General features: G+C 53.7%; 14 protein-coding genes. 10 read left to right on the top strand and 4 right to left on the bottom strand.

The features are described 5' to 3' along the window. The first annotated feature begins 54 nt into the window (after window positions 1–54). The 7 genes from IM700_RS20310 to IM700_RS20280 all read left to right on the top strand — a co-directional run bounded on the left by IM700_RS20310 (window position 55) and on the right by IM700_RS20280 (window position 9040). Entirely contained in the window at window positions 55–1464 is a 1410-nt protein-coding gene (locus IM700_RS20310) for a cytochrome ubiquinol oxidase subunit I (protein ID WP_418888798.1), read from the top strand. Further along, window positions 1451–2467, top strand: a complete 1017-nt coding sequence (gene cydB / locus IM700_RS20305) for a cytochrome d ubiquinol oxidase subunit II (protein WP_193417046.1) — start codon at window positions 1451–1453, stop codon at window positions 2465–2467. Before IM700_RS20310 ends, cydB begins: the two co-directional genes overlap by 14 nt. Beyond that, window positions 2467–4203 carry a thiol reductant ABC exporter subunit CydD gene (gene cydD / locus IM700_RS20300; RefSeq protein WP_193417047.1) on the top strand — a complete coding sequence of 579 codons (1737 nt, stop codon included), beginning with the start codon at window positions 2467–2469 and terminating at the stop codon, window positions 4201–4203. Before cydB ends, cydD begins: the two co-directional genes overlap by 1 nt. Continuing rightward, window positions 4200–5945 (top strand): thiol reductant ABC exporter subunit CydC, encoded by a 1746-nt coding sequence (gene cydC / locus IM700_RS20295; RefSeq protein WP_193417048.1) that lies wholly within the window; start codon window positions 4200–4202, stop codon window positions 5943–5945. Before cydD ends, cydC begins: the two co-directional genes overlap by 4 nt. A 342-nt stretch (window positions 5946–6287) precedes the next feature. Next, window positions 6288–7187 carry a LysR family transcriptional regulator gene (locus IM700_RS20290; protein ID WP_155604876.1) on the top strand — a complete coding sequence of 300 codons (900 nt, stop codon included), beginning with the start codon at window positions 6288–6290 and terminating at the stop codon, window positions 7185–7187. A 218-nt stretch (window positions 7188–7405) separates the two neighbouring features. Continuing rightward, window positions 7406–7846 (top strand): DUF1641 domain-containing protein, encoded by a 441-nt coding sequence (locus tag IM700_RS20285; protein WP_155604877.1) that lies wholly within the window; start codon window positions 7406–7408, stop codon window positions 7844–7846. 15 nt (window positions 7847–7861) lie between these two features. Further along, on the top strand, window positions 7862–9040 hold the full coding sequence (locus IM700_RS20280; RefSeq protein WP_193417049.1) for an NAD(P)/FAD-dependent oxidoreductase: 1179 nt from the start codon (window positions 7862–7864) through the stop codon (window positions 9038–9040). Between the two features lie 73 nt (window positions 9041–9113). Here IM700_RS20280 and gdhA read toward each other — a convergent pair whose 3' ends face one another. Together gdhA and IM700_RS20270 are read right to left on the bottom strand one after the other, a co-directional pair. After that, window positions 9114–10490 carry an NADP-specific glutamate dehydrogenase gene (gene gdhA, locus IM700_RS20275; protein WP_193417050.1) on the bottom strand — a complete coding sequence of 459 codons (1377 nt, stop codon included), beginning with the start codon at window positions 10488–10490 and terminating at the stop codon, window positions 9114–9116. 272 nt (window positions 10491–10762) lie between these two features. After that, window positions 10763–11413, bottom strand: a complete 651-nt coding sequence (locus IM700_RS20270) for a nitroreductase family protein (RefSeq protein ID WP_193417051.1) — start codon at window positions 11411–11413, stop codon at window positions 10763–10765. A 180-nt stretch (window positions 11414–11593) separates the two neighbouring features. On the opposite strand from IM700_RS20270, the gene IM700_RS20265 reads away from it, so the two are divergent. The 3 genes from IM700_RS20265 to IM700_RS20255 all read left to right on the top strand — a co-directional run bounded on the left by IM700_RS20265 (window position 11594) and on the right by IM700_RS20255 (window position 15764). Beyond that, complete coding sequence (locus tag IM700_RS20265; RefSeq protein ID WP_193417052.1) at window positions 11594–12571, top strand: Gfo/Idh/MocA family protein; 978 nt, start codon at window positions 11594–11596, stop codon at window positions 12569–12571. A 136-nt stretch (window positions 12572–12707) separates the two neighbouring features. Beyond that, window positions 12708–15017 carry a nitric-oxide reductase large subunit gene (locus IM700_RS20260; RefSeq protein WP_193417053.1) on the top strand — a complete coding sequence of 770 codons (2310 nt, stop codon included), beginning with the start codon at window positions 12708–12710 and terminating at the stop codon, window positions 15015–15017. Window positions 15018–15029: 12 nt separating this feature from the next. After that, window positions 15030–15764 carry a Crp/Fnr family transcriptional regulator gene (locus IM700_RS20255; protein WP_193417054.1) on the top strand — a complete coding sequence of 245 codons (735 nt, stop codon included), beginning with the start codon at window positions 15030–15032 and terminating at the stop codon, window positions 15762–15764. Window positions 15765–16075: 311 nt separating this feature from the next. Here the strand turns inward: IM700_RS20255 and IM700_RS20250 are convergent, their stop codons facing one another. Both IM700_RS20250 and IM700_RS20245 read right to left on the bottom strand, forming a co-directional pair. Further along, window positions 16076–17494, bottom strand: a complete 1419-nt coding sequence (locus IM700_RS20250; protein ID WP_193417055.1) for a copper amine oxidase N-terminal domain-containing protein — start codon at window positions 17492–17494, stop codon at window positions 16076–16078. Window positions 17495–17524: 30 nt separating this feature from the next. Continuing rightward, window positions 17525–18913 (bottom strand): MBOAT family O-acyltransferase, encoded by a 1389-nt coding sequence (locus tag IM700_RS20245; protein ID WP_193417056.1) that lies wholly within the window; start codon window positions 18911–18913, stop codon window positions 17525–17527. Window positions 18914–19054: the final 141 nt, after the last annotated feature.

Genomic DNA, 19054 nt, shown 5'->3' with positions numbered 1-19054 from the left:
ATCCGGTGATAGAATTCACATTAGATAATAATCATTAGAAAGTAGGGAAAAGAAATGCTGGATCCGATTGTGCTTGCTCGCCTTCAGTTTGCAGTGACAACGATTTTCCATTTCTTCTTCGTCCCGGTATCCATCGGTCTGGTGCTGCTCATCGCGATCATGGAAACCATGTACGTTACCAAGGGGAAAGAAGAATACAAACGGATGGCGAAGTTCTGGGGGAAACTGTTCCTTATCAATTTTGCGGTAGGGGTCGTGACGGGGATTCTTCAGGAATTCCAGTTCGGCATGAACTGGTCGGATTATTCCCGGTTCGTCGGGGACGTTTTCGGTGCGCCGCTGGCGATCGAAGCGCTGTTTGCTTTCTTTATGGAATCGACGTTTATCGGACTTTGGATTTTCGGTTGGGACCGTTTATCCAAGAAGGTCCATCTGCTGTGCATCTGGCTGGTCGCTTTGGGAACGACGGTTTCGGCGCTTTGGATTCTGGCCGCCAACTCGTTTATGCAGCATCCGGTCGGTTTTGAGGTGAATAATGGACGTGCGGAGATGAACGATTTCTTCGCTTTGGTCACCAATGGACAATTGCTGGTGGAGTTCCCGCACACGGTTCTGGGTGCTTTTGCCACCGGGGCTTTCCTGATCGCCGGGGTCAGTGCGTATAAAATGTTAAGACGTCAGGATACCGCCTTCTTCAAAAAATCGTTTACGATTGGCATCATCGTCGCATTGATCGCTTCGTTTGGGACGGCGTTGTTCGGTCACCAACAAGCGCAATATTTGGTCAAGACGCAGCCGATGAAAATGGCCGCCTCTGAAGGCCTTTGGGGCAAGTCGGGCGACCCTGCGCCTTGGACGTTGTATGCCCATATCGATTCGAACGATGGCAAGAACAATTTTGAAATCAAAATTCCTTACCTGCTGAGCTTCCTGTCCTACAGCAAGTTCTCCGGCGAGGTCAAAGGCATGCACGAGCTGCAAGCCGAATACGAGCAAGCTTACGGTCCTGGGGACTACATTCCCCCTGTTCGGACGACCTTCTGGAGCTTCCGGATCATGATCGCCGCCGGCTGCTTGATGATCGTGCTTGGGTTGTACGGCGCGTATCTGGCTTGGCGCAAAAAGCTCGATAATCCGAACACCTGGTTTTACCGCTTTATGTTGTGGTCGATTTCATTGCCGTTTATCGCGAACACTTCCGGCTGGATCATGACGGAATTCGGACGTCAGCCGTGGACGGTATTTGGGCTAATGCAGACGAAAGACAGCGTTTCGCCAAGCGTAACGGGCGGACAGATCCTGTTCTCGCTGATTGCCTTTACAGCGATCTATTCGGTGCTCGGTGCCGTGTTGGTTTACCTGTTCGTGAAAGTCATCAAGAAGGGACCGAATGACGAAACGGGAGACGGCGCGGATCATTCGGCGGATCCATTCGGTAAGGAGGGATATCATGCTGTCTCTTAATGAGCTCTGGTTTGTCCTTGTCGCGGTGTTGTTTATCGGTTTCTTCTTCCTGGAAGGTTTTGACTTCGGGGTGGGGATGAGTACCAAGTTTTTGGCTAAAAATGATATGGAACGACGTGTCCTGATCAATTCGATCGGACCGTTCTGGGATGCGAACGAGGTTTGGCTGTTGACGGCCGGCGGCGCAATGTTTGCCGCTTTCCCGAACTGGTACGCCACGTTGTTTAGCGGATATTATACTCCGCTGGTCGTATTGCTGCTTGCTTTGATTGCGCGGGGCGTTGCCTTTGAGTTCCGCGGTAAAGTGGATAGCGGGAAATGGAAGGGGACTTGGGACTGGGCGGTTTTCATCGGCAGCCTGCTGCCTCCGTTCCTGCTGGGCGTCGTATTCTCCGGCTTGCTGAAAGGGTTACCGATCGGCGAAGACATGGAAATGAAAGCCGGATTGTTCGATATGGTTAACCTGTATACCTTGGTTGGCGGCATTACGGTCGTGATGCTTTGCCTCGTGCATGGGCTGCTATTCGCTTCCTTGCGGACAACCGGGAGCTTGCAGGAACGGGCCCGCAAGCTAGCTCATAAGCTGCTCATTCCGCTCGCTGCCCTGTTTGTGATCTTCGGCGTGATGACGTACTTCGAAACCGACGTGTTTGAAGTGCGCGGTGTGTTGATCAGCTTAGTAGCGGTCCTGGGCGTCGCCGCCTTCGTGCTGGCTGGCTGGTTCATCCGTAAACAAAGAGACGGCTGGGCGTTTGGGATGACGGGCGCGATGATCGTGTTGTCGATCGCTGCGGTATTTGTCGGCTTGTTCCCACGGGTCATGGTCAGCTCGATCAGCGAGGCCTTCTCCTTAACGATCGATAACGCGGCCTCCGGGCACTACTCCCTGAAAGTCATGACCATCGTGGCGTTAAGCCTGCTGCCGTTCGTGCTGGGTTATCAAATTTGGAGTTATTTCGTCTTCCATAAACGCGTACACGAGAAGGAGCATTTGGAATATTAATGGGACGAGGATTAATGAAAATCACGGGGATCAAGCAGGTCATGGGGTTCATGGCCTTGCTGACCCTGGTTCAAAGCTTTGCAATCATCTGGCAGGCCAAATGGTTGGCGGAGATCGTCTCCGCTCTGTTTGCCGGGGCCAAGCTGCAGGAACAAGCCGGCGGGGCCGGTTTGTTCCTGCTTGCTTTTATCGTGCGGCAGGTCTGTGGCATGCTGCAGCAGAGAACGGCGTACGCTTTTGCCGAGGAGACGGGTCGTACCCTGCGGGAGCGGGTACTGGAGAAGTTGTTCCAGTTGGGGCCGCGGTTTGCCGGAACGGAAGGAACCGGAAATTTGGTCACTCTCGTCTTGGAAGGCGTGACGAAATATCGTAATTATCTGGAGTTGTTTATTCCGCGCATGCTGGCAACGGGTTTAACGCCGGTTCTGATTTTGGCCTATGTTTACAAGTTGGATCTGGCTTCCGGGATTATTCTGACGCTGACAATGCCGATCCTAATCGCCTTTATGATCCTGATCGGGCTTGCGGCGCGCAAGCAGACCGAACGTCAGTTGAAATCCTACCGCACCTTATCGAATCATTTCGTTGATTCGCTGCGCGGGCTGGAAACGTTAAAATTCTTGGGGCGCAGCAAAGCGCATGTGACTTCGATCGAGCGGGTCAGCGACTCTTATCGGTCGGCAACGATGCGAACGCTCCGGGTAGCATTCTTGTCCTCGTTTGCTCTGGATTTCATTACGATGTTATCGGTCGCTTCGGTGGCAGTCAGCTTGGGGCTGCGGTTGGTTGATGGCGATATGGTGCTGCTTCCGGCATTAACCGTGCTGATTCTGGCGCCGGAATATTTCTTGCCGGTGCGGATGGTCGGCGCCGATTTCCACGCGACTCAGGACGGCAAAGCCGCCGGCGCAGCGATGAATGAGATCATCGCTGCAGCGGACGAGGAGGCAGCCAAAGCCGCGCCGGTTCCGGCGGAAACGGACTGGACCTGGACACCGGAGAGCACGCTGAGTTTGCGTGGGGTTGGGGTGATCCACGTGGAGGAAGCCCATCCGTCGTTGACGGAGGTGAACCTGACGCTGGGCGGCATGGGCACCATTGGGATTATCGGCGAAAGTGGTGCCGGTAAATCAACGTTGATCGACGTGCTCGGCGGCTTCTTGCGGCCGACCTCGGGCCGGTTCGCGCTGAACGGAACGGAGCTGGGCGATTTGACGTCGTCGGGCTGGCGGGAGCAGATCACTTATATCCCTCAGAACCCGTATATTTTCAGCGGATCATTGGCGGACAATATCCGCTTTAACGCGCCGGAAGCGACGCGGGAAGAGGTGGAGCGCGCGGCGGCGGCGGCCGGATTGGACGGGCTCATTCGCGGCTTGCCGGGCGGGCTCAACGAGCTTATTGGCGGCGGCGGCCGGCCGTTGAGCGGCGGCCAGGAACAGCGCGTGGCGCTCGCCCGGGCTTTGCTCAGCCGGCGGCCTATCATTCTGCTCGACGAACCTACGGCGCATTTGGATATCGAGACGGAATATGAACTTAAGAATACGATGCTGCCTCTGTTTGAGGGGAAGTTGGTCCTCCTCGCGACCCATCGGCTGCACTGGATGCGTGAAATGGACCGCATCGTGGTGATGGAGCAGGGCCGAGTGGCGGAAGCGGGGACGCATACCGAGCTGATGGCCAAGCGGGGAGCGTATTATCGGTTGGCATCGGCGCAGCGGGGGGAGATCGTATGAAGCAGGAATCCTGGATTCGGCCCTATTTTCGATGGTATAGCGGTAGGTTTAGCTTATATCTGATTCTCGGCGTGCTCACGCTGCTTTCTGCCGGGATGCTGATGTTTACTTCCGGCTTCTTGATCTCCAAGTCGGCGATGCAGCCTTATAATATATTGCTTGTATATGTACCGATCGTCGGCGTGCGCACGTTCGGAATCAGTCGGGCAGTGATCCATTATGTCGAACGGCTGGTTGGTCATGATACCGTGCTGCGAATCTTGGCGAAAATGCGCGTGCGCCTCTATCGCGTGCTGGAACCGCAAGCGTTGTTCATCCGCTCCCGTTTTCGGACGGGGGATATTCTTGGCGCCCTTGCCGATGATATCGAGCAGCTGCAAAACGTGTATATCCGCACTGTGTTCCCTAGCGTTGTGGCGCTGATCTTGTATGCCGCAGCAGTGATTGCCATGGGCGTGTTCGACGTCGCGTTTGCGCTGTTGTTGGCAGCGTACATTTTCGTGCTTGTCGCGGTGCTTCCTTACCTCTCATTGCGGTTAACGCGGCGGACAAACGAGGAGGTTAAGCGCGAGCGGAACGGGCTGTACCAGAAGTTGACCGATGCCGTGATGGGGATCGGCGATTGGGTGATCAGCGGTCGGACGGCGGAATTCCTCGCGTCGTATGAGCAAGATGAGGCTGCGGTGGCTCGCAAGGACCGTAAACTGCGGGCTTGGGCCCGCTGGCGCAGCTTCATCGGTCATCTCGTCGTCGGCCTCGTCGTGATCTCGATGGTATACTGGGCCGGCGGCGAAACGGCAGCCGGACGGATCGACGCCACGCTGATCGCGGCGTTCGTGTTGATCGTGTTCCCGCTGTCGGACGCGTTTCTGCCCGTGTCCGAAGCGGTGGAGCGCACGCCGCAGTACCGCGTGTCGCTCGACCGGCTCGCCCGGATCTCGGGCGAGGGTGCCAGCGTCAGCGCACCTGGCGATGCGGTGCCCGCTGCGGCGGGCGATGCCGTCTCGCGCACCGCTGACGTGCGGCTGCGAGACGTCCGCTTCGCCTACGCGGCGGAAGACGCCGATTCGGTAGACGGCGTCTCGCTGGATCTTCCGCAGGGCAAGCGGGTGATGGTGATCGGCCGCAGCGGCGCCGGCAAGTCGACGCTGCTGAAGCTGATCCAAGGCGCGCTTGCCCCTAGCCACGGGACGGTGCAGATCAACGGTATCCCAGACGCCGCCTACGGCGACCGGATGCCGGAGGTGATCTCCGTCCTGAACCAAAGCCCCCACCTGTTCGACACGACGGTGGCGAACAACATTCGGCTCGGCCGTCCGGAGGCGACGGACGAGGAGATCGGCCGGGCCGCGCAGGCGGCGCAGCTCGGCCCGCTGGTTGCATCGCTGCCGCGGGGGATGAACACGCCGATGCGTGAAACGGGTCGGCGGTTCTCCGGCGGCGAACGGCAGCGCGTGGCCCTGGCGCGGATCCTCCTGCAGGATACGCCGGTGCTCATCCTCGATGAGCCGACGGTCGGTCTCGATCCGCGCACCGAACGCGAGCTGCTGGCGACGATCTTCCGCACGACGCAAGGCAAGTCGCTGATCTGGGTAACGCATCACCTCGTCGGCGCTGAACGGATGGACGAGATCGTGTTCATGGAGCATGGACGGGTCGTCATGCGCGGCAGCCATGCGGAGCTGCTGGCTCGTGAGCCGCGGTACCGCAATCTGTACCGGTTGGATTGTCCGGAGGAGTAAGACACATACTGAGAGTAGGCGGCGATGCTAGGGAAACCGGCGTCGCCGTTTTTTATGCAGCAAGGTTGGCTGAACTGCAAAAGTGCATTTCATTTCCGTGAAATTCTCCATATGAGCCTATTGAGATGCAAATGTGCAGTTGATTTCAACCTAATCGACCTAGTACGGCCTGAATCGCTGAAAAGAACGCAGTAAACCTCCTATTTTCCTTACGGATATGCCTTTTGTGCTTCCGTTTTCGAAGGGGAGTCGATATAATGGTGTTTAATATATTTCACAAGGTGTAAGCTTTACACGCACTCTATCGGATAGAAACCAAAATGCAGCGGACGGGGTGAGGGGATGGAGCTCAGGCAAATCCAATACTTTATGGAGGCGGCCAAGCTGGAGCATGTGACGGAAGCGTCGTATGCGCTGCATGTGTCGCAGTCGGCGGTCAGCCGGCAGATCTTTAAGCTGGAAGCAGAGCTGGGCGTCGATCTGTTTGTCCATGAAGGCCGCAAGGTGAAGTTGACGCCGATTGGCCGGCAGTTCCTGCAGCATATGGAACAGATGATGAAAGTAATCGAGCAGGCGCAGCAGGAGATTCACGAATATCTCGATCCGGAGCGCGGGACGGTGCGAATCGGCTTTCCGAGCAGCCTCGCTGCAAACCTGGTACCAACGGTTGTATCGGCTTTCCGACGCCGGTATCCGGAGGTCCATTTTCAACTGCAGCATGGATCGTATCGAGAACTCCTGGACTGGGTCGGCGGCGGCGTGATGAATCTGGCCATGATCGGCCCGGTCCCCCAAGGGGAACAGCAAGTGACAGGCGAGGCGTTATTCCGCGAAAATTTCAAGGTGCTGTTGCCCGCTGGGCATCGATTGGCCGGCCGCGACTCGGTAGGGCTGGATGACCTGCGGGAGGATGTGTTCGTCTTATTTCCTAAAGGATTTATCCTGCGGGAAATCGTGGTCGACGCTTGCGACAAAATGGGTTTTCAACCGAAGGTTTCGTTTGAAGGGGACGATCTGGACGCGATCAAGGGACTGGTGGCCGCCGGGCTAGGTTTGACATTGCTTCCGGAAATCGCATTAGGGGAGCATATTCCCTCCACGATGGTGTCGCTGCCAATGATGGAGCCGCAAGTGACCCGGGACGTCGGGGTAATCATTCCGGCGAATCGGGAGCTTGCGCCGACCGAAAAGCTATTTTGCGATTTTTTGAAAGAGACATTACCTTCTACTTATGGAGTTTAGAATTCATCGAAAATTGATATCAATAAGGGCCGTGAATTTTATCACTTACACGGTCCTTTTTTATTGAAAATATGTTACAATTTATTCGGATTGTTCAAGGTTGAGATGTGCAAATTTTCACTAACTCGAAACGGGTTAGAGGCATCCAAAGGAGGAACACTATGCATGAACTGAAGTTCGGCAGGGAGTCCTCAGATTATCGCAAAGGAGAATCGAGTATGTCAGAAACAGTTACTGAAACGAAAGCGGAGCAATCTGCAGCCCCGAACGCAAGCGGACAGCAGGAGCTCCTGGAGCAGCTCTTGAAGCCGGAGGTACAGCAATCGTTGACGGCTCTGGTAGAGCAGCTTCCGAAATTGAATGAACTCGTAGGGGTTTTGACGAAATCGTATGATTTTGCCAAAGGGGTGGCTGCGGATGATGTCCTGAAGAGCGACACCGTCGGTGCGATTTCGGAAATTGCCGGGCCGGTCGTTGGTAAAGTGAAGCACCTGGCGGCGAACGTGATCGAAGCGAAGGATCGCGCCGAGGACAGTCAAGAAGTGATCGGCGTGTTTGGGTTGATGAAAATGCTGAAGGATCCGCAAACCCAAAAGCTGCTTCGTTTCATGAACGCTTATCTTCAAGTCTCCGGTGAACGGGACCGTCATCAAAACTAACGGAGGAATACGATTATGTCAAAACATATTGTAATTTTGGGCGCCGGCTACGGCGGCGTACTCAGCGCATTGTCGGCCCGTAAGTTCATGGATAAATCACAAGCTCGGATCACGGTGGTCAACCAATTTCCGACGCATCAGATCATCACCGAACTGCATCGCCTTGCGGCGGGCAGTATTTCCGAACGCGCAGTATCTTTGCCGCTGGAGAAGCTGTTCAAGGGGAAAGACATTGATTTGCGGATCGCCAAGGTAGAGAATTTTTCGGTCGATAAGAAAGAAGTGAAACTCTCCGACGGCACCGTCTTGTCCTATGACGCTCTTGTCGTGGGTCTGGGCAGCATTACCGCTTATTTCGGCATTCCGGGCTTGGAGAAGTACAGCATGGTTCTGAAATCGGCGGACGACGCCAGACGGATTCACGAGCATATTGAATCGCGCATTCGTGAATATGCTGCTTCCGGTAATGAAGCGGACGCGTCTATCGTAATCGGCGGCGGCGGATTGACCGGCGTTGAGCTTGTTGGGGAAATCGCTGACAAGCTGCCAGAATTGACGAAGAAATATGGCGTGAATCAAAGCGACATTAAGCTAATGCTCGTGGAGGCGGGACCGAAGATTTTGCCGGTACTGCCGGACGTATTGATTGAACGCGCCACAGCCAGCCTTGAGAAACGAGGCGTGAAGTTCTTGACGGGTCTGCCGGTAACCAATGTGGAGGGCAACACGATCGATTTGAAAGACGGGCAAAAAATCGTGGCAAACACCTTCGTTTGGACGGGCGGCGTGCAAGGGAATCCGCTCGTTGGCGAATCGGGGCTTGAAGTGAACCGTGGCCGTGCTTCGGTCAATGATTTCTTGCAGTCCGTCTCGCATTCGGACGTGTTCGTTGCCGGCGACAGCGCCGTTTACATGGGCGCGGATGGCCGCCCTTACCCGCCAACGGCGCAAATCGCTTGGCAAATGGGCGAGCTGATCGGCTACAACTTGTTCGCGTACCTGTACGGCAAGCAAATGAACGGGTTTAGCCCGGTTAACTCCGGTACGCTGGCCTCTCTGGGACGCAAAGACGCCGTGGCGACGATCGGCGCGAGCAATACCCAGCTGCGCGGGTTGCCAGCAACGATGATGAAGGAAGCGAGCAACATCCGGTATTTGTCTCATATCAAAGCACTGGACGCTTTGGCTTACTAAATACAACCTAGTAAACAAAAGAGTCGCCTGGAGAACGAATCCTCCAGGCGACTCTTTATGTTTAATTGATTCCTTATACGATACCGTGAGCCAGCATCGCATTAGCGACCTTCAAGAAGCCGGCGATATTGGATCCTACAACCAGGTTGTCGGTATGGCCAAATTCCTCAGCCGCGTTCACGCTGCTTTGGTAGATATTGCGCATAATGTCCTTGAGCTTGGCATCCACTTCTTCGAAGGTCCAGGCGAGTCTAGCGCTGTTCTGCGCCATTTCCAACGCAGAGACGGCAACCCCGCCGGCATTGGCAGCTTTGGCTGGTCCAAAGTATACGCCGTTGTTCAGATAAACCTCGATGGCCTCCAGCGTGGACGGCATGTTCGCCCCTTCAGCCACATATTTGACGCCATTTGCGACAAGCTGTTTCGCTGCAGCTTCATTTATTTCGTTTTGGGTCGCGCAAGGCAGGGCAATGTCGCAAGGGAGGCTCCAAATCTTCTGGCAGCCTTCTACATACTCCGCAGATGGATGCTCGTTTACGTATTCGCTGATCCGTTTCCGTTCCACTTCTTTCAAGCGTTTCACCGTTTCGAGATCAATGCCGTTCTTGTCGTACACATAGCCGTTCGAATCGCTGCAGGCGACGACTTTGGCGCCAAGCTGCTGGGCTTTCTCGATGGCATAAATCGATACGTTACCGGAACCGGAAACGACGACCGTTTTCCCTGCGAAGCTATCGCCCCGACTCGCCAGCATCTCACTCGTGAAATAGACCAGCCCGTAGCCCGTAGCTTCGGTCCGCGTCAAGCTGCCTCCGTAGGTGAGGCCCTTACCGGTCAATACGCCGGTTTCATTGCCGTACAACCGTTTGTATTGGCCGAACATGTAGCCGATCTCGCGGGCACCAACGCCGATATCACCAGCCGGTACGTCGGTGTCTGGGCCGATGTATTTGGACAACTCCGTCATGAAGCTTTGGGTAAAACGCATCACTTCAAGGTCGGATTTGCCTTTCGGATCGAAGTCGGATCCGCCTTTACCGCCGCCAATCGGCTGACCCGTCAAGGAGTTCTTGAAAATTTGCTCGAACCCGAGGAATTTGATAATGCTGGCATTCACGGACGGATGGAAGCGGAGGCCTCCTTTGTACGGACCAATTGCACTGTTGAACTGTACCCGGAAACCGCGGTTTACCTGTACTTTGCCTTGATCATCAACCCAAGGTACGCGGAAGCTGACCATTCTCTCCGGTTCGACGATCCGCTCGAGAATCCCTTGCTCCTGATATTTCGGATGTTTAGCGAATACGGGTACCAAGGAGTCGAGGATTTCTTTGACGGCTTGGTGAAACTCAAGCTCCCCCGGATTCCGTTGTTGGACGGTTTCATATACCTGATTTACATAATTGCGAGCTGCCTCCAGGCCTGCTTCGCGCTGCTGTGTTAAAGCCATTGTCCACTCCACCTTTCTTGTGTGTATTATCGAATGAGTACGTTCACCATTTCACGATATTTATGACCTCTATTGTAATATTGATGTAAGCTATTAACAAAGCTAATTTGAGATCAAGTTGATGATCGCATGAGATGAACTGGAGCGGATGGACGGCCTTGCGGCCAGATGATCCAGGAGTATTATGCCCGGGGAAGCGGGGGTTCAGACGAAAAAACGGCCGGTTCCGCAAGGTCGATGGATGCGGTACTGGCCGTTTTGGGTCATCCTGATTATTTCTGGAAAGAGTTCCAATTCACGACTTGATCTACCGAAAGGCGTGGCGTTGGATGAGCCGCTTTTGCCGCTTTGCCGATCGCGATCAGCAGGATCGGTTTCAAGGTTTCCGGGACCTCGAAAGCTTCAACGAATTTTTCGGCGTTATATCCGCCCATTGGAACCGTATCGTAGCCTTTGGCTTTGGCGATCAGCATCAACTGCATCGACACCAATCCGGCGTCCAGTAAGTTGATTTGGTGCAATCGTTCCGGGCCCATGCCGCCATAACCTTTGTGCAGACGCTCGACAAAATTGGTTTTGATCTCTTCCGTCATGGCGCCAAACTTAACGGCCTCGGCGTAGATTTCCTCGGCGCGCTCGTAGGATTGGAGATCGCCCAGTACGGCAATCACGGCCGCGGAATCAACGACCTGCTGCTGATTGTTGGCGATCGGGAGCAGCTTTTGCTTCAGCTCAGGCTCATCGATAATCAGAAAACGCCAAGGTTGCAGATTGGATGAGGACGGAGCGGACAAGGATAGCTCTACGATTTCCTTCAGCTCTTCCTTGGAAATTTTCACGGATGGGTCGTAAACGCGAACGGAATGTCTTTCCTGCAGTACGGTATAAAAATCATTTAAATCAACTTGATTGAGCGTGCTCATTTTCAGGCTCCACCCTTTCTATATTTCATTCTTCATGTGATCAGTATAATTCTCAACTGTTATAAATACAAGTACAGTTAGAAGTGAATGAAGGATTCGAAACTTGTGGTTAGTTAGGATAACCATTATCTTAAAGAGGTAGTTCATCGACTTCGAAATTTATTTCCAGGGAGGTTTCACATGACATTGCAGATCGGAATCGTAGGTACGGGTTGGTTTAGCAAGGTGCATGGTGACATATTGGCAGGAATGGACGGCGTCCGGGTGACGGCCGTTACCGGAACGACGGCAGCCAAAGCGCAGGCCCTCGCCGACCGTTATCCGGGGGCGATCGGATTTGGCAGTTTAACGGATATGCTGGACTCGCAGAAGCTGGATGCCGTCTATCTTTGTATCCCGCCTATGGCGCACGGAGACATCGAAGCCGAGTTGATCGAACGAGGCATTCCCTTCTTCGTGGAAAAGCCGCTTGCTGCGGACCTGTCCACACCTCAGGGAATTCTTGCGCGTTTAGAGCAAAAGCCGCTCGTCCACGCGGTAGGCTATCATTTTCGTTATAAAGAATCGATACGCAGGTTAAAGGAATCGCTGGAGGGCCGGACGATTGGTATGGCGCTGGGAGCATGGATGGGCGATATGCCGCAGGTGGCCTGGTGGCGAAGCCAAGAGGGCTCAGGAGGGCAGTTCGTGGAGCAGACGACCCATATCGTTGACCTGCTTCGCTATACAGCTGGAGAGGTTACGGAGGTTTATGCCGCCTATGGGAATCGCGTTGTACAGGAACACTTTGATAACGTGACCGTGCCGGACGTCGGTACCGTCACGATGAAACTTCAAAGCGGGGCGGTGGCCACGATCTCCAATACCTGCATCTTACCGGGGGGCGTATCCGAAGTAGGGCTGCATCTATATACGGATTCTGGCATTCTGGCCTGGAGCCCGGAGCGGTTGGAGATCCATCTCCCGGGAACCAAGACGGCCTACACCGGACAGGATAATCCCTATGTAGCTGAGACCGAGGCGTTTATCCATGGCCTGCGTACCGGCGACACCTCGCGGATCTTGTCTGATTATGCCGATGCCGTGAAAACTCAGCGGATCACCTGCGCCGCCTTGGAGTCGGCTCGGACGGGGAATCCCGTATCTATTCACGAGTAAAAAGAAAATTTGAACTAAATGTGATTTTTTTCGTTGTGGAAAGATAAAGAATTACGCAATTGTAATCCGAATCACAATTCCCCTCGTGCCAAAATCTTATCCTGAGTCTGTCTAGAAGGAAAGGAGAGACGAGGGGATGAAGAGAAATCAAGCCCAAAACTCATTTTTGAAAGGGATTCTGATCTGTGTCCTTTTACTAAGCTTCACGGTGCTCATTGCCGGAGGATATTGGATTTTTAAATCGCAAGCGCCTACGCCGCTTAAAGTCGTGAATACCGCAGGCGAGGTATTGACGACCCAGGAGCAGATAACCGGCGGGCAAGCGGTATTTCAGAAGTATGGCCTGATGGATTACGCCACCGTGCTAGGACACGGTTCGTATTTGGGACCGGATTACACGGCCCAATCGCTGAAAATGGTCACGGACGCCATGCACGATCAACATGCGCAAGCGGAGTACGGTACGACTTACGCCGAACTGGATCCGGAGCAGCAATCGTTGATTTTTGAGAAGGTTAAGGCGGAGATGAAGCAGAACCGCTACGACAAGAACGCCAAGACCTTGGTGTTGACCGATGGCCAGGCCGAAGGGTTGGAGCGAGTCCGCGCCTATTATGACCAGGTCTTCACGGAAGGTGACGGACGCGGCATCCAGCCGAATTTGTTCGAAAACGAAACGATGCCGGAGGAAGGGCGCGCTTATGTGGCGCCGGGGGATATGCGCAAGCAAATCGCCGACTTCTTCTTCTGGACCGCTTGGTTATCCGGTACAGAGCGGCCGGGCGACACGATTACGTATACGAATAACTGGCCATATTTCGAAGATGCGGGCAATACGATGAGTTATTCAGCCGTTCTTTGGAGTGGCATCAGTATGACGCTTTTCGTTTTGGTGCTCGGATTGGTGTTGTATTTCTACAACCGTTATAAGCTGCACATGCATGAAGCCTATGAACCGGGCAAATTCCCGGTGTTGGACCTGAACCGCATGCCGGTGACGGCTAGCCAGGTGAAGACGGCAAAATATTTTCTCGTTGTCGTGCTGCTATTTCTGATTCAAGTTGGTTTCGGCGCGCTGCTGGCGCATTATTACGTTGAACCCAACAGCTTCTTCGGGTTGGACTGGATCGTCAAACTATTCCCGTTCAATATCGCTAAATCCTATCATTTGCAGTTGGTCATCCTTTGGGTAGCGACGGCTTGGCTGGGGATGGGGATTTATGTAGCACCGCTCGTTGGCGGCAAGGAACCGAAACATCAGGGGTTACTGGTGGATATCCTGTTCTGGGCGCTGGTAGTGCTCACAGCGGGGAGTACAATCGGCGAATGGCTCGGAGCGAAAGGCTATCTCGGCAACCTGTGGTTCTGGCTGGGTCATCAAGGCTGGGAGTACCTGGAGTTGGGCCGTTTCTGGCAGGTCCTGCTTGTTATCGGGATGGGGATCTGGCTGTTCATTGTGTATCGCGCCATTCGAAGCGCTTTGCGGAAGGAAACCGATAAGGGTGGCTTAACGCACTTGCTGTTCTATTCGGCGATCGCCGTTCCATTCTTCTATATCTTTGCGTTCTTCTTTAATCCGTCGACGTCCTTCACCTATGCGGACTATTGGCGCTGGTGGATCATCCATTTGTGGGTGGAAGGGATTTTCGAAGTGTTCGCCGTCGTTGTCATCGGCTTCCTCATGGTGCGAATGAAGCTGGTTACTAAGGAATCTACGGTGCGCTCCTTGTTGTTCCAGTTAATTTTGCTGCTGGGCAGCGGCGTGATTGGGATCGGCCATCACTATTACTACAATGGCTCGGCCGAAATCTGGATTGCCTTGGGTGCCGTATTCTCGGCGCTGGAAGTGATTCCGCTGACGCTGTTAATTCTGGAGGCTTACGACCAATACAAAATGATGAAAGACGGTGGTCAGACGTTCCCGTACACTTCTGCTTTCCGGTTCCTGGTATCGACGGCCATTTGGAACTTGGTTGGCGCAGGGGTACTCGGTTACTTAATCAACCTGCCGGCGGTGAACTACTTCATGCACGGCTCTACGTTGACGACGGCTCATGCCCACGGTTCGATGATGGGCGTATACGGGATGTTTGCGATCGCTGTACTGCTGTATACAATGCGGAATATCGTGAAACCTGAGCAGTGGAACGACAAGTTGCTGCGTATCTCCTGCTGGGGGCTGAATATCGGTCTAACGGGGATGATCGTGATTACCCTGTTGCCAGTGGGTTTCATCCAGCTGAAGCATTCGTTTGATTTTGGCTTCTGGTCGGCGCGAGACTTCTCGTTCTATCAGCAGGATACGGTAAGCCTGCTGCTGTGGCTGCGGATGATTCCGGATACGATCTTTATTGTAGTGGGAATTCTGCCGCTGGTTTATGTGGTTGTACGTTCCATGTTCCACCTGCGCAAACCGAACGTCGCTGAAGAAGAAGTATTTGAGTAGGGGGCGGGGAGTATGGAGCATTCAACCCCTATGTTGCGCTCCTTCCCCTTATTTCAGGGGCTGTCCCTGGACGAGGTGGCTCGGATCGGAGCGCTTACTGTTCCTAGGCTGCTAGGACGGCGTGTGGCCGTATTCCGGGAAGGAGACGAGGTAGAGGCGGTTTATTTTGTGGTGAACGGGCTCATTAAGACGAGCCGGACGGACGAGAAGGGCAATGAGCAAATCTTCTCGTTTCTGAAGCACGGCGACATGTTCCCGCTCACCGGCCGATTCGATGCGGAAGCCTCGCCGGTGACGGCCTCGACCGTCGTTGAGACCAGCCTGCTCGCGATCCCACTCCGCTCCTTCGAGCAGCTTCTGGCGGGCTCGCCTGAGCTGGCATTTAAAATGATGGGGCTGATGAGCGGTAAAATCCGCGAACTGCAAGGCAAACTGCTGAATTTTAATCAGCGGAGCGTAGAAGATCGGGGGATCTCGTTTCTGATTTACCTCGCGGAGCATTTTGGCATAGAGCGGGGAGGAGAAGTCGTCGTACCGATCCCTGTAACGCACCAGGAGTTGGCCAGTACGATTGGATTTGCCCGGGAGACGGTGAGCCGTCTGTTGACTAGCCTGCGCAGGGAAGGCATCGTTCAGGTCAGCCGCAAAGGGTTCGTCGTTCGAGATTTGCAGGCTTTGAAGGAAAAGGTGTGCGTCAAGGAGAATTGCCCCCATTGCCGGGAACTGAAGCGTCTCGAGCAAGGGTGAGGTATCGAGTCGTTATGCACTTGCTTCGCAAGTTGGGTGAGCGCTAACGCCTGCCAGAAGCCTTATTTGGGCGAAATCAGGGTGGATCTATTTCTAACGCTGATCGGGAGTCTTAATGGGTGCGAAACCAGCCGTTTTAGCATAAAAATGGTTGAATAAGCGTTGTGACAAGCGTTACATCTTTTTAGATGGGGTTTTGCGGCAAATAACGATGCTCATAAGCGTTACAGCCGGCGTAGGAAGCAGGCCCCTGTGTCCAACTTTACGCACAAAATAAAACCCCTCGCTAACTGGCGAGGGGTTTCATTTATTTATTCCAACGTGATGTTATACGTTACGATGTAGGACTCCTGTTCCGATTGGTCCACCTCTACATCCCCTTGCAGCAGGTGAATGATTTGGAGCAGCGGACCGGTCAGGCGGCCGTTGTAAATCTTCGTAGGCGCCTCTATAGGCGTCTCCGTGCCGTTCACGGTGGCCGTATCGGCACCGACAGCAACCTTGACCTCACGTTCGCCTCGGGTCAAACTGGCCGTCTTGTCGGCGGCGTTGTAGTTGAATTCGATGCCGGCGGCCAAAGCGAAGTCCTTGAGCGGAACGCGAACCTGATCGTCATCGGCTGGCGGCAGCTCATCGAAGGTGATCTCCTGGCCGTTCACATTGACGACTACAGAATACACCGGGCCATCCTCGTTGATTACGAGGCTTTGCACCTGCTCCTGCAGCAACTTGTTGTTCAACTCCACGTTTGCTGCGGTGACCTGATGGGTGCCGGCAGCGATTTCCTCGATGATCCGGCGATTGATAGCGGCGGAGTGATGCGACAAGTCTTTGTATTCGTCCAGATCATAAGTTAGGGTACTGTCACTTTGGAAATCATACACACGGACATTGGCAAAGGCGCTAAATCGCTCATACATGTATTTCTTCATTTCGAGCTGGTTTTCGAAACGATCCGGGTTCAGACTGTACCACATTTGCTGGCGTAATACGGAGTAAGGCGGATAGTAGATGATGAACTCGATATCCGGATGCGCCTCAATGAAGCTCATCGTATTGTCCTCGAAATTTTGCTTTACGACCTCCAAAGCGGGCTCGTAATCTGCCGTCAACTGCTCTGACAGCTTAGCTTCCTGCCATTTGGCAAACACCTGGGTTGGACCGTAGCTGGTAGAGACGTCCCAATTGTTCAGCAGGTCGAGATTGCGCAATTGGGGCATTTGACTTTTTGGCAGAAACAATGCGCCGAGGGCGTGCTTAACATCGGACACGTTGAGCAGATATTTATAATCGTTCCAGATCTTATCGTCGTATAAATAAAACGGGAAATTGGCCTCGTCCCGCACCGCATTGTCCCGGAACGAGAAATAGTCGATCCCCCACAACACCTTCTTCACCTGACCGGTTCCGACCGCGACATCGGCGATCATCCGCTGTTCCTTGGCGGTAGAGCCCTCCATCGACAACTTCATGACCTGGCCGCCAAGCCGTGCGCCGACTTCCGAAGGAACAAAGTTCTCGGTCATGGAGCTTCCGAGGATGATGGTGTCATAGGCGTAATTTTTGGCCAGACCCGGGTTTTGATATCGTTGCTGCTTGGTGAACAGCGGCGAATAGGAAGCCTTTCGGTAGAGCTGCAACGGATCGACGGCATACACGAATGAGCCGACCAGCACTGCGAACAACAGGACAAAAGCCATGAACCAGACGACGAAACGAATATTTTTCAAGGGAGATTCTCCTTTAACCAACGTCAAAAATTAGAACGTAAAATACAAGAATTCGCTGACCTGGTTGAAATACAGAATTGAAAACACAAACAGTCCGGCGATAAAGGCGGCATAACGCAAGTTCGGCTTGAACTTCAGCTTGAGCTCCATCGAATTCCGCGCGAACAACGCCAGGGCAAAAGCCGCGAGGACCAACAGTGCTTGGCTGGCCAAAGTGAGGGACACGTTAATGTCTCCGACACGAAACATGCCGCGCAATACCTTAAGCGCATCATCCCAAGAGGTAGCTCGGAAGAATACCCAGGTGAAGTTGATGAACAAGAAGGTGATCAGCCAGGCGCACCAGCGCGGCAGGACGACGCCTGTCTTTTGCCATAACCGCTGAATGACCTGAGCGATGCCGTGCATCAAGCCCCAGACGATAAATGTCCAACCTGCGCCGTGCCAGAAACCGCCGATCAGGAAGGTCGCCACCAGGTTAAAATAAGTGCGGAACGTCCCTTTGCGGTTTCCGCCAAGCGGGATATAGATGTAATCCTTCAGGAAACGGCTTAAGGTCATATGCCAACGGCTCCAGAAATCCTTAATGCTCAAGGCTTTATAAGGCGAATTGAAGTTGATTGGCAGCTTAATGTTGAACAGCAACGCGATCCCGATGGCCATATCCGAATAGCCGCTGAAATCAAAATACAGCTGGAAGGTATAGGACAACGAAGTGATCCAGGCTTCAACAAATCCCAAATGGTTCGAAACATCAAAGCCCTGGGTGGCAATAGGTGCCAACGTATCGGCGATGACGACCTTCTTGAATAGCCCGACACAGAAAATAAAGAACCCGCGAGCCACATTGCCCGGAATGATCCGTTTGCTCCGAGGCCGATCGAATTGGGGCATCATTTCCTTGTGGTGCAAGATAGGGCCGGCGATCAGGTGCGGATAAAACGTAACGAACAGCACGTAGCTGACAATACTGTATTCTTTCGCCTTCCCTCGGTAGGCATCGACAAGGTAAGCGATTTGCGTAAAGGTGAAGAAGCTGATCCCAAGCGGCAATGCCAGCTCCAGCAGCTTGATATGCGAGGCAAACAGCGAATTGATATTTGTAATGAAAAAATCGGCATACTTGTAATAGCCCAGCAACAGTACGTTGCCGGTGATACCCAGCGTAAGCAGCAGTTTCCGCAGCCGGATCGGCTTGTCGGCGGAATGGTTAATCGAGCGCCCCATCACGTAGTTGAAGGCGATCGACGCCAGAATGAGCGGCAGCGACTTGATGCTCCAATAGCTGTAGAAGAACAGGGAAGCCGCGGCGAGCCAGAGCTTGCCGAATACGGGCGGGCATAGCCGGTTCAACAGAAAGTAAACGATAAACGAGATCGGCCAAAACGCAAAAATGAATTCGTAGGAATTAAAAAGCAAGACTACCGGCACCTCTCTCAATGCGAGAATCATAACTAATTAATCATATAATAGATCATGAGGGGCGGCAATGACATTTCCGCCCAGAAGTCGACAAAAAAAACGGCTCCGCCAAGGCGGAGCCCAAAGAAACAAGATATG

Source organism: Paenibacillus rhizolycopersici (genome assembly GCF_014947195.2).
Lineage (GTDB): Bacteria > Bacillota > Bacilli > Paenibacillales > Paenibacillaceae > Fontibacillus > Fontibacillus rhizolycopersici.
Note: the sequence above shows the minus strand (reverse complement) of the source record. Positions and strands in the feature narration are given on the sequence as shown.

Excerpts from the sequence above, each read along its gene's own strand:
- IM700_RS20290 (WP_155604876.1), top strand. The coding sequence starts at position 6,288 with ATGGAGCTCAGGCAAATCCAATACTTTATGGAGGCGGCCAAGCTGGAG.
- gdhA (WP_193417050.1), bottom strand. The coding sequence starts at position 10,490 with ATGGCTTTAACACAGCAGCGCGAAGCAGGCCTGGAGGCAGCTCGCAAT.
- cydB (WP_193417046.1), top strand. The coding sequence starts at position 1,451 with ATGCTGTCTCTTAATGAGCTCTGGTTTGTCCTTGTCGCGGTGTTGTTT.
- cydD (WP_193417047.1), top strand. The coding sequence starts at position 2,467 with ATGGGACGAGGATTAATGAAAATCACGGGGATCAAGCAGGTCATGGGG.
- IM700_RS20310 (WP_418888798.1), top strand. The coding sequence starts at position 55 with ATGCTGGATCCGATTGTGCTTGCTCGCCTTCAGTTTGCAGTGACAACG.
- IM700_RS20280 (WP_193417049.1), top strand. The coding sequence starts at position 7,862 with ATGTCAAAACATATTGTAATTTTGGGCGCCGGCTACGGCGGCGTACTC.
- IM700_RS20260 (WP_193417053.1), top strand. The coding sequence starts at position 12,708 with ATGAAGAGAAATCAAGCCCAAAACTCATTTTTGAAAGGGATTCTGATC.
- IM700_RS20270 (WP_193417051.1), bottom strand. The coding sequence starts at position 11,413 with ATGAGCACGCTCAATCAAGTTGATTTAAATGATTTTTATACCGTACTG.
- IM700_RS20285 (WP_155604877.1), top strand. The coding sequence starts at position 7,406 with ATGTCAGAAACAGTTACTGAAACGAAAGCGGAGCAATCTGCAGCCCCG.
- IM700_RS20265 (WP_193417052.1), top strand. The coding sequence starts at position 11,594 with ATGACATTGCAGATCGGAATCGTAGGTACGGGTTGGTTTAGCAAGGTG.
- cydC (WP_193417048.1), top strand. The coding sequence starts at position 4,200 with ATGAAGCAGGAATCCTGGATTCGGCCCTATTTTCGATGGTATAGCGGT.
- IM700_RS20255 (WP_193417054.1), top strand. The coding sequence starts at position 15,030 with ATGGAGCATTCAACCCCTATGTTGCGCTCCTTCCCCTTATTTCAGGGG.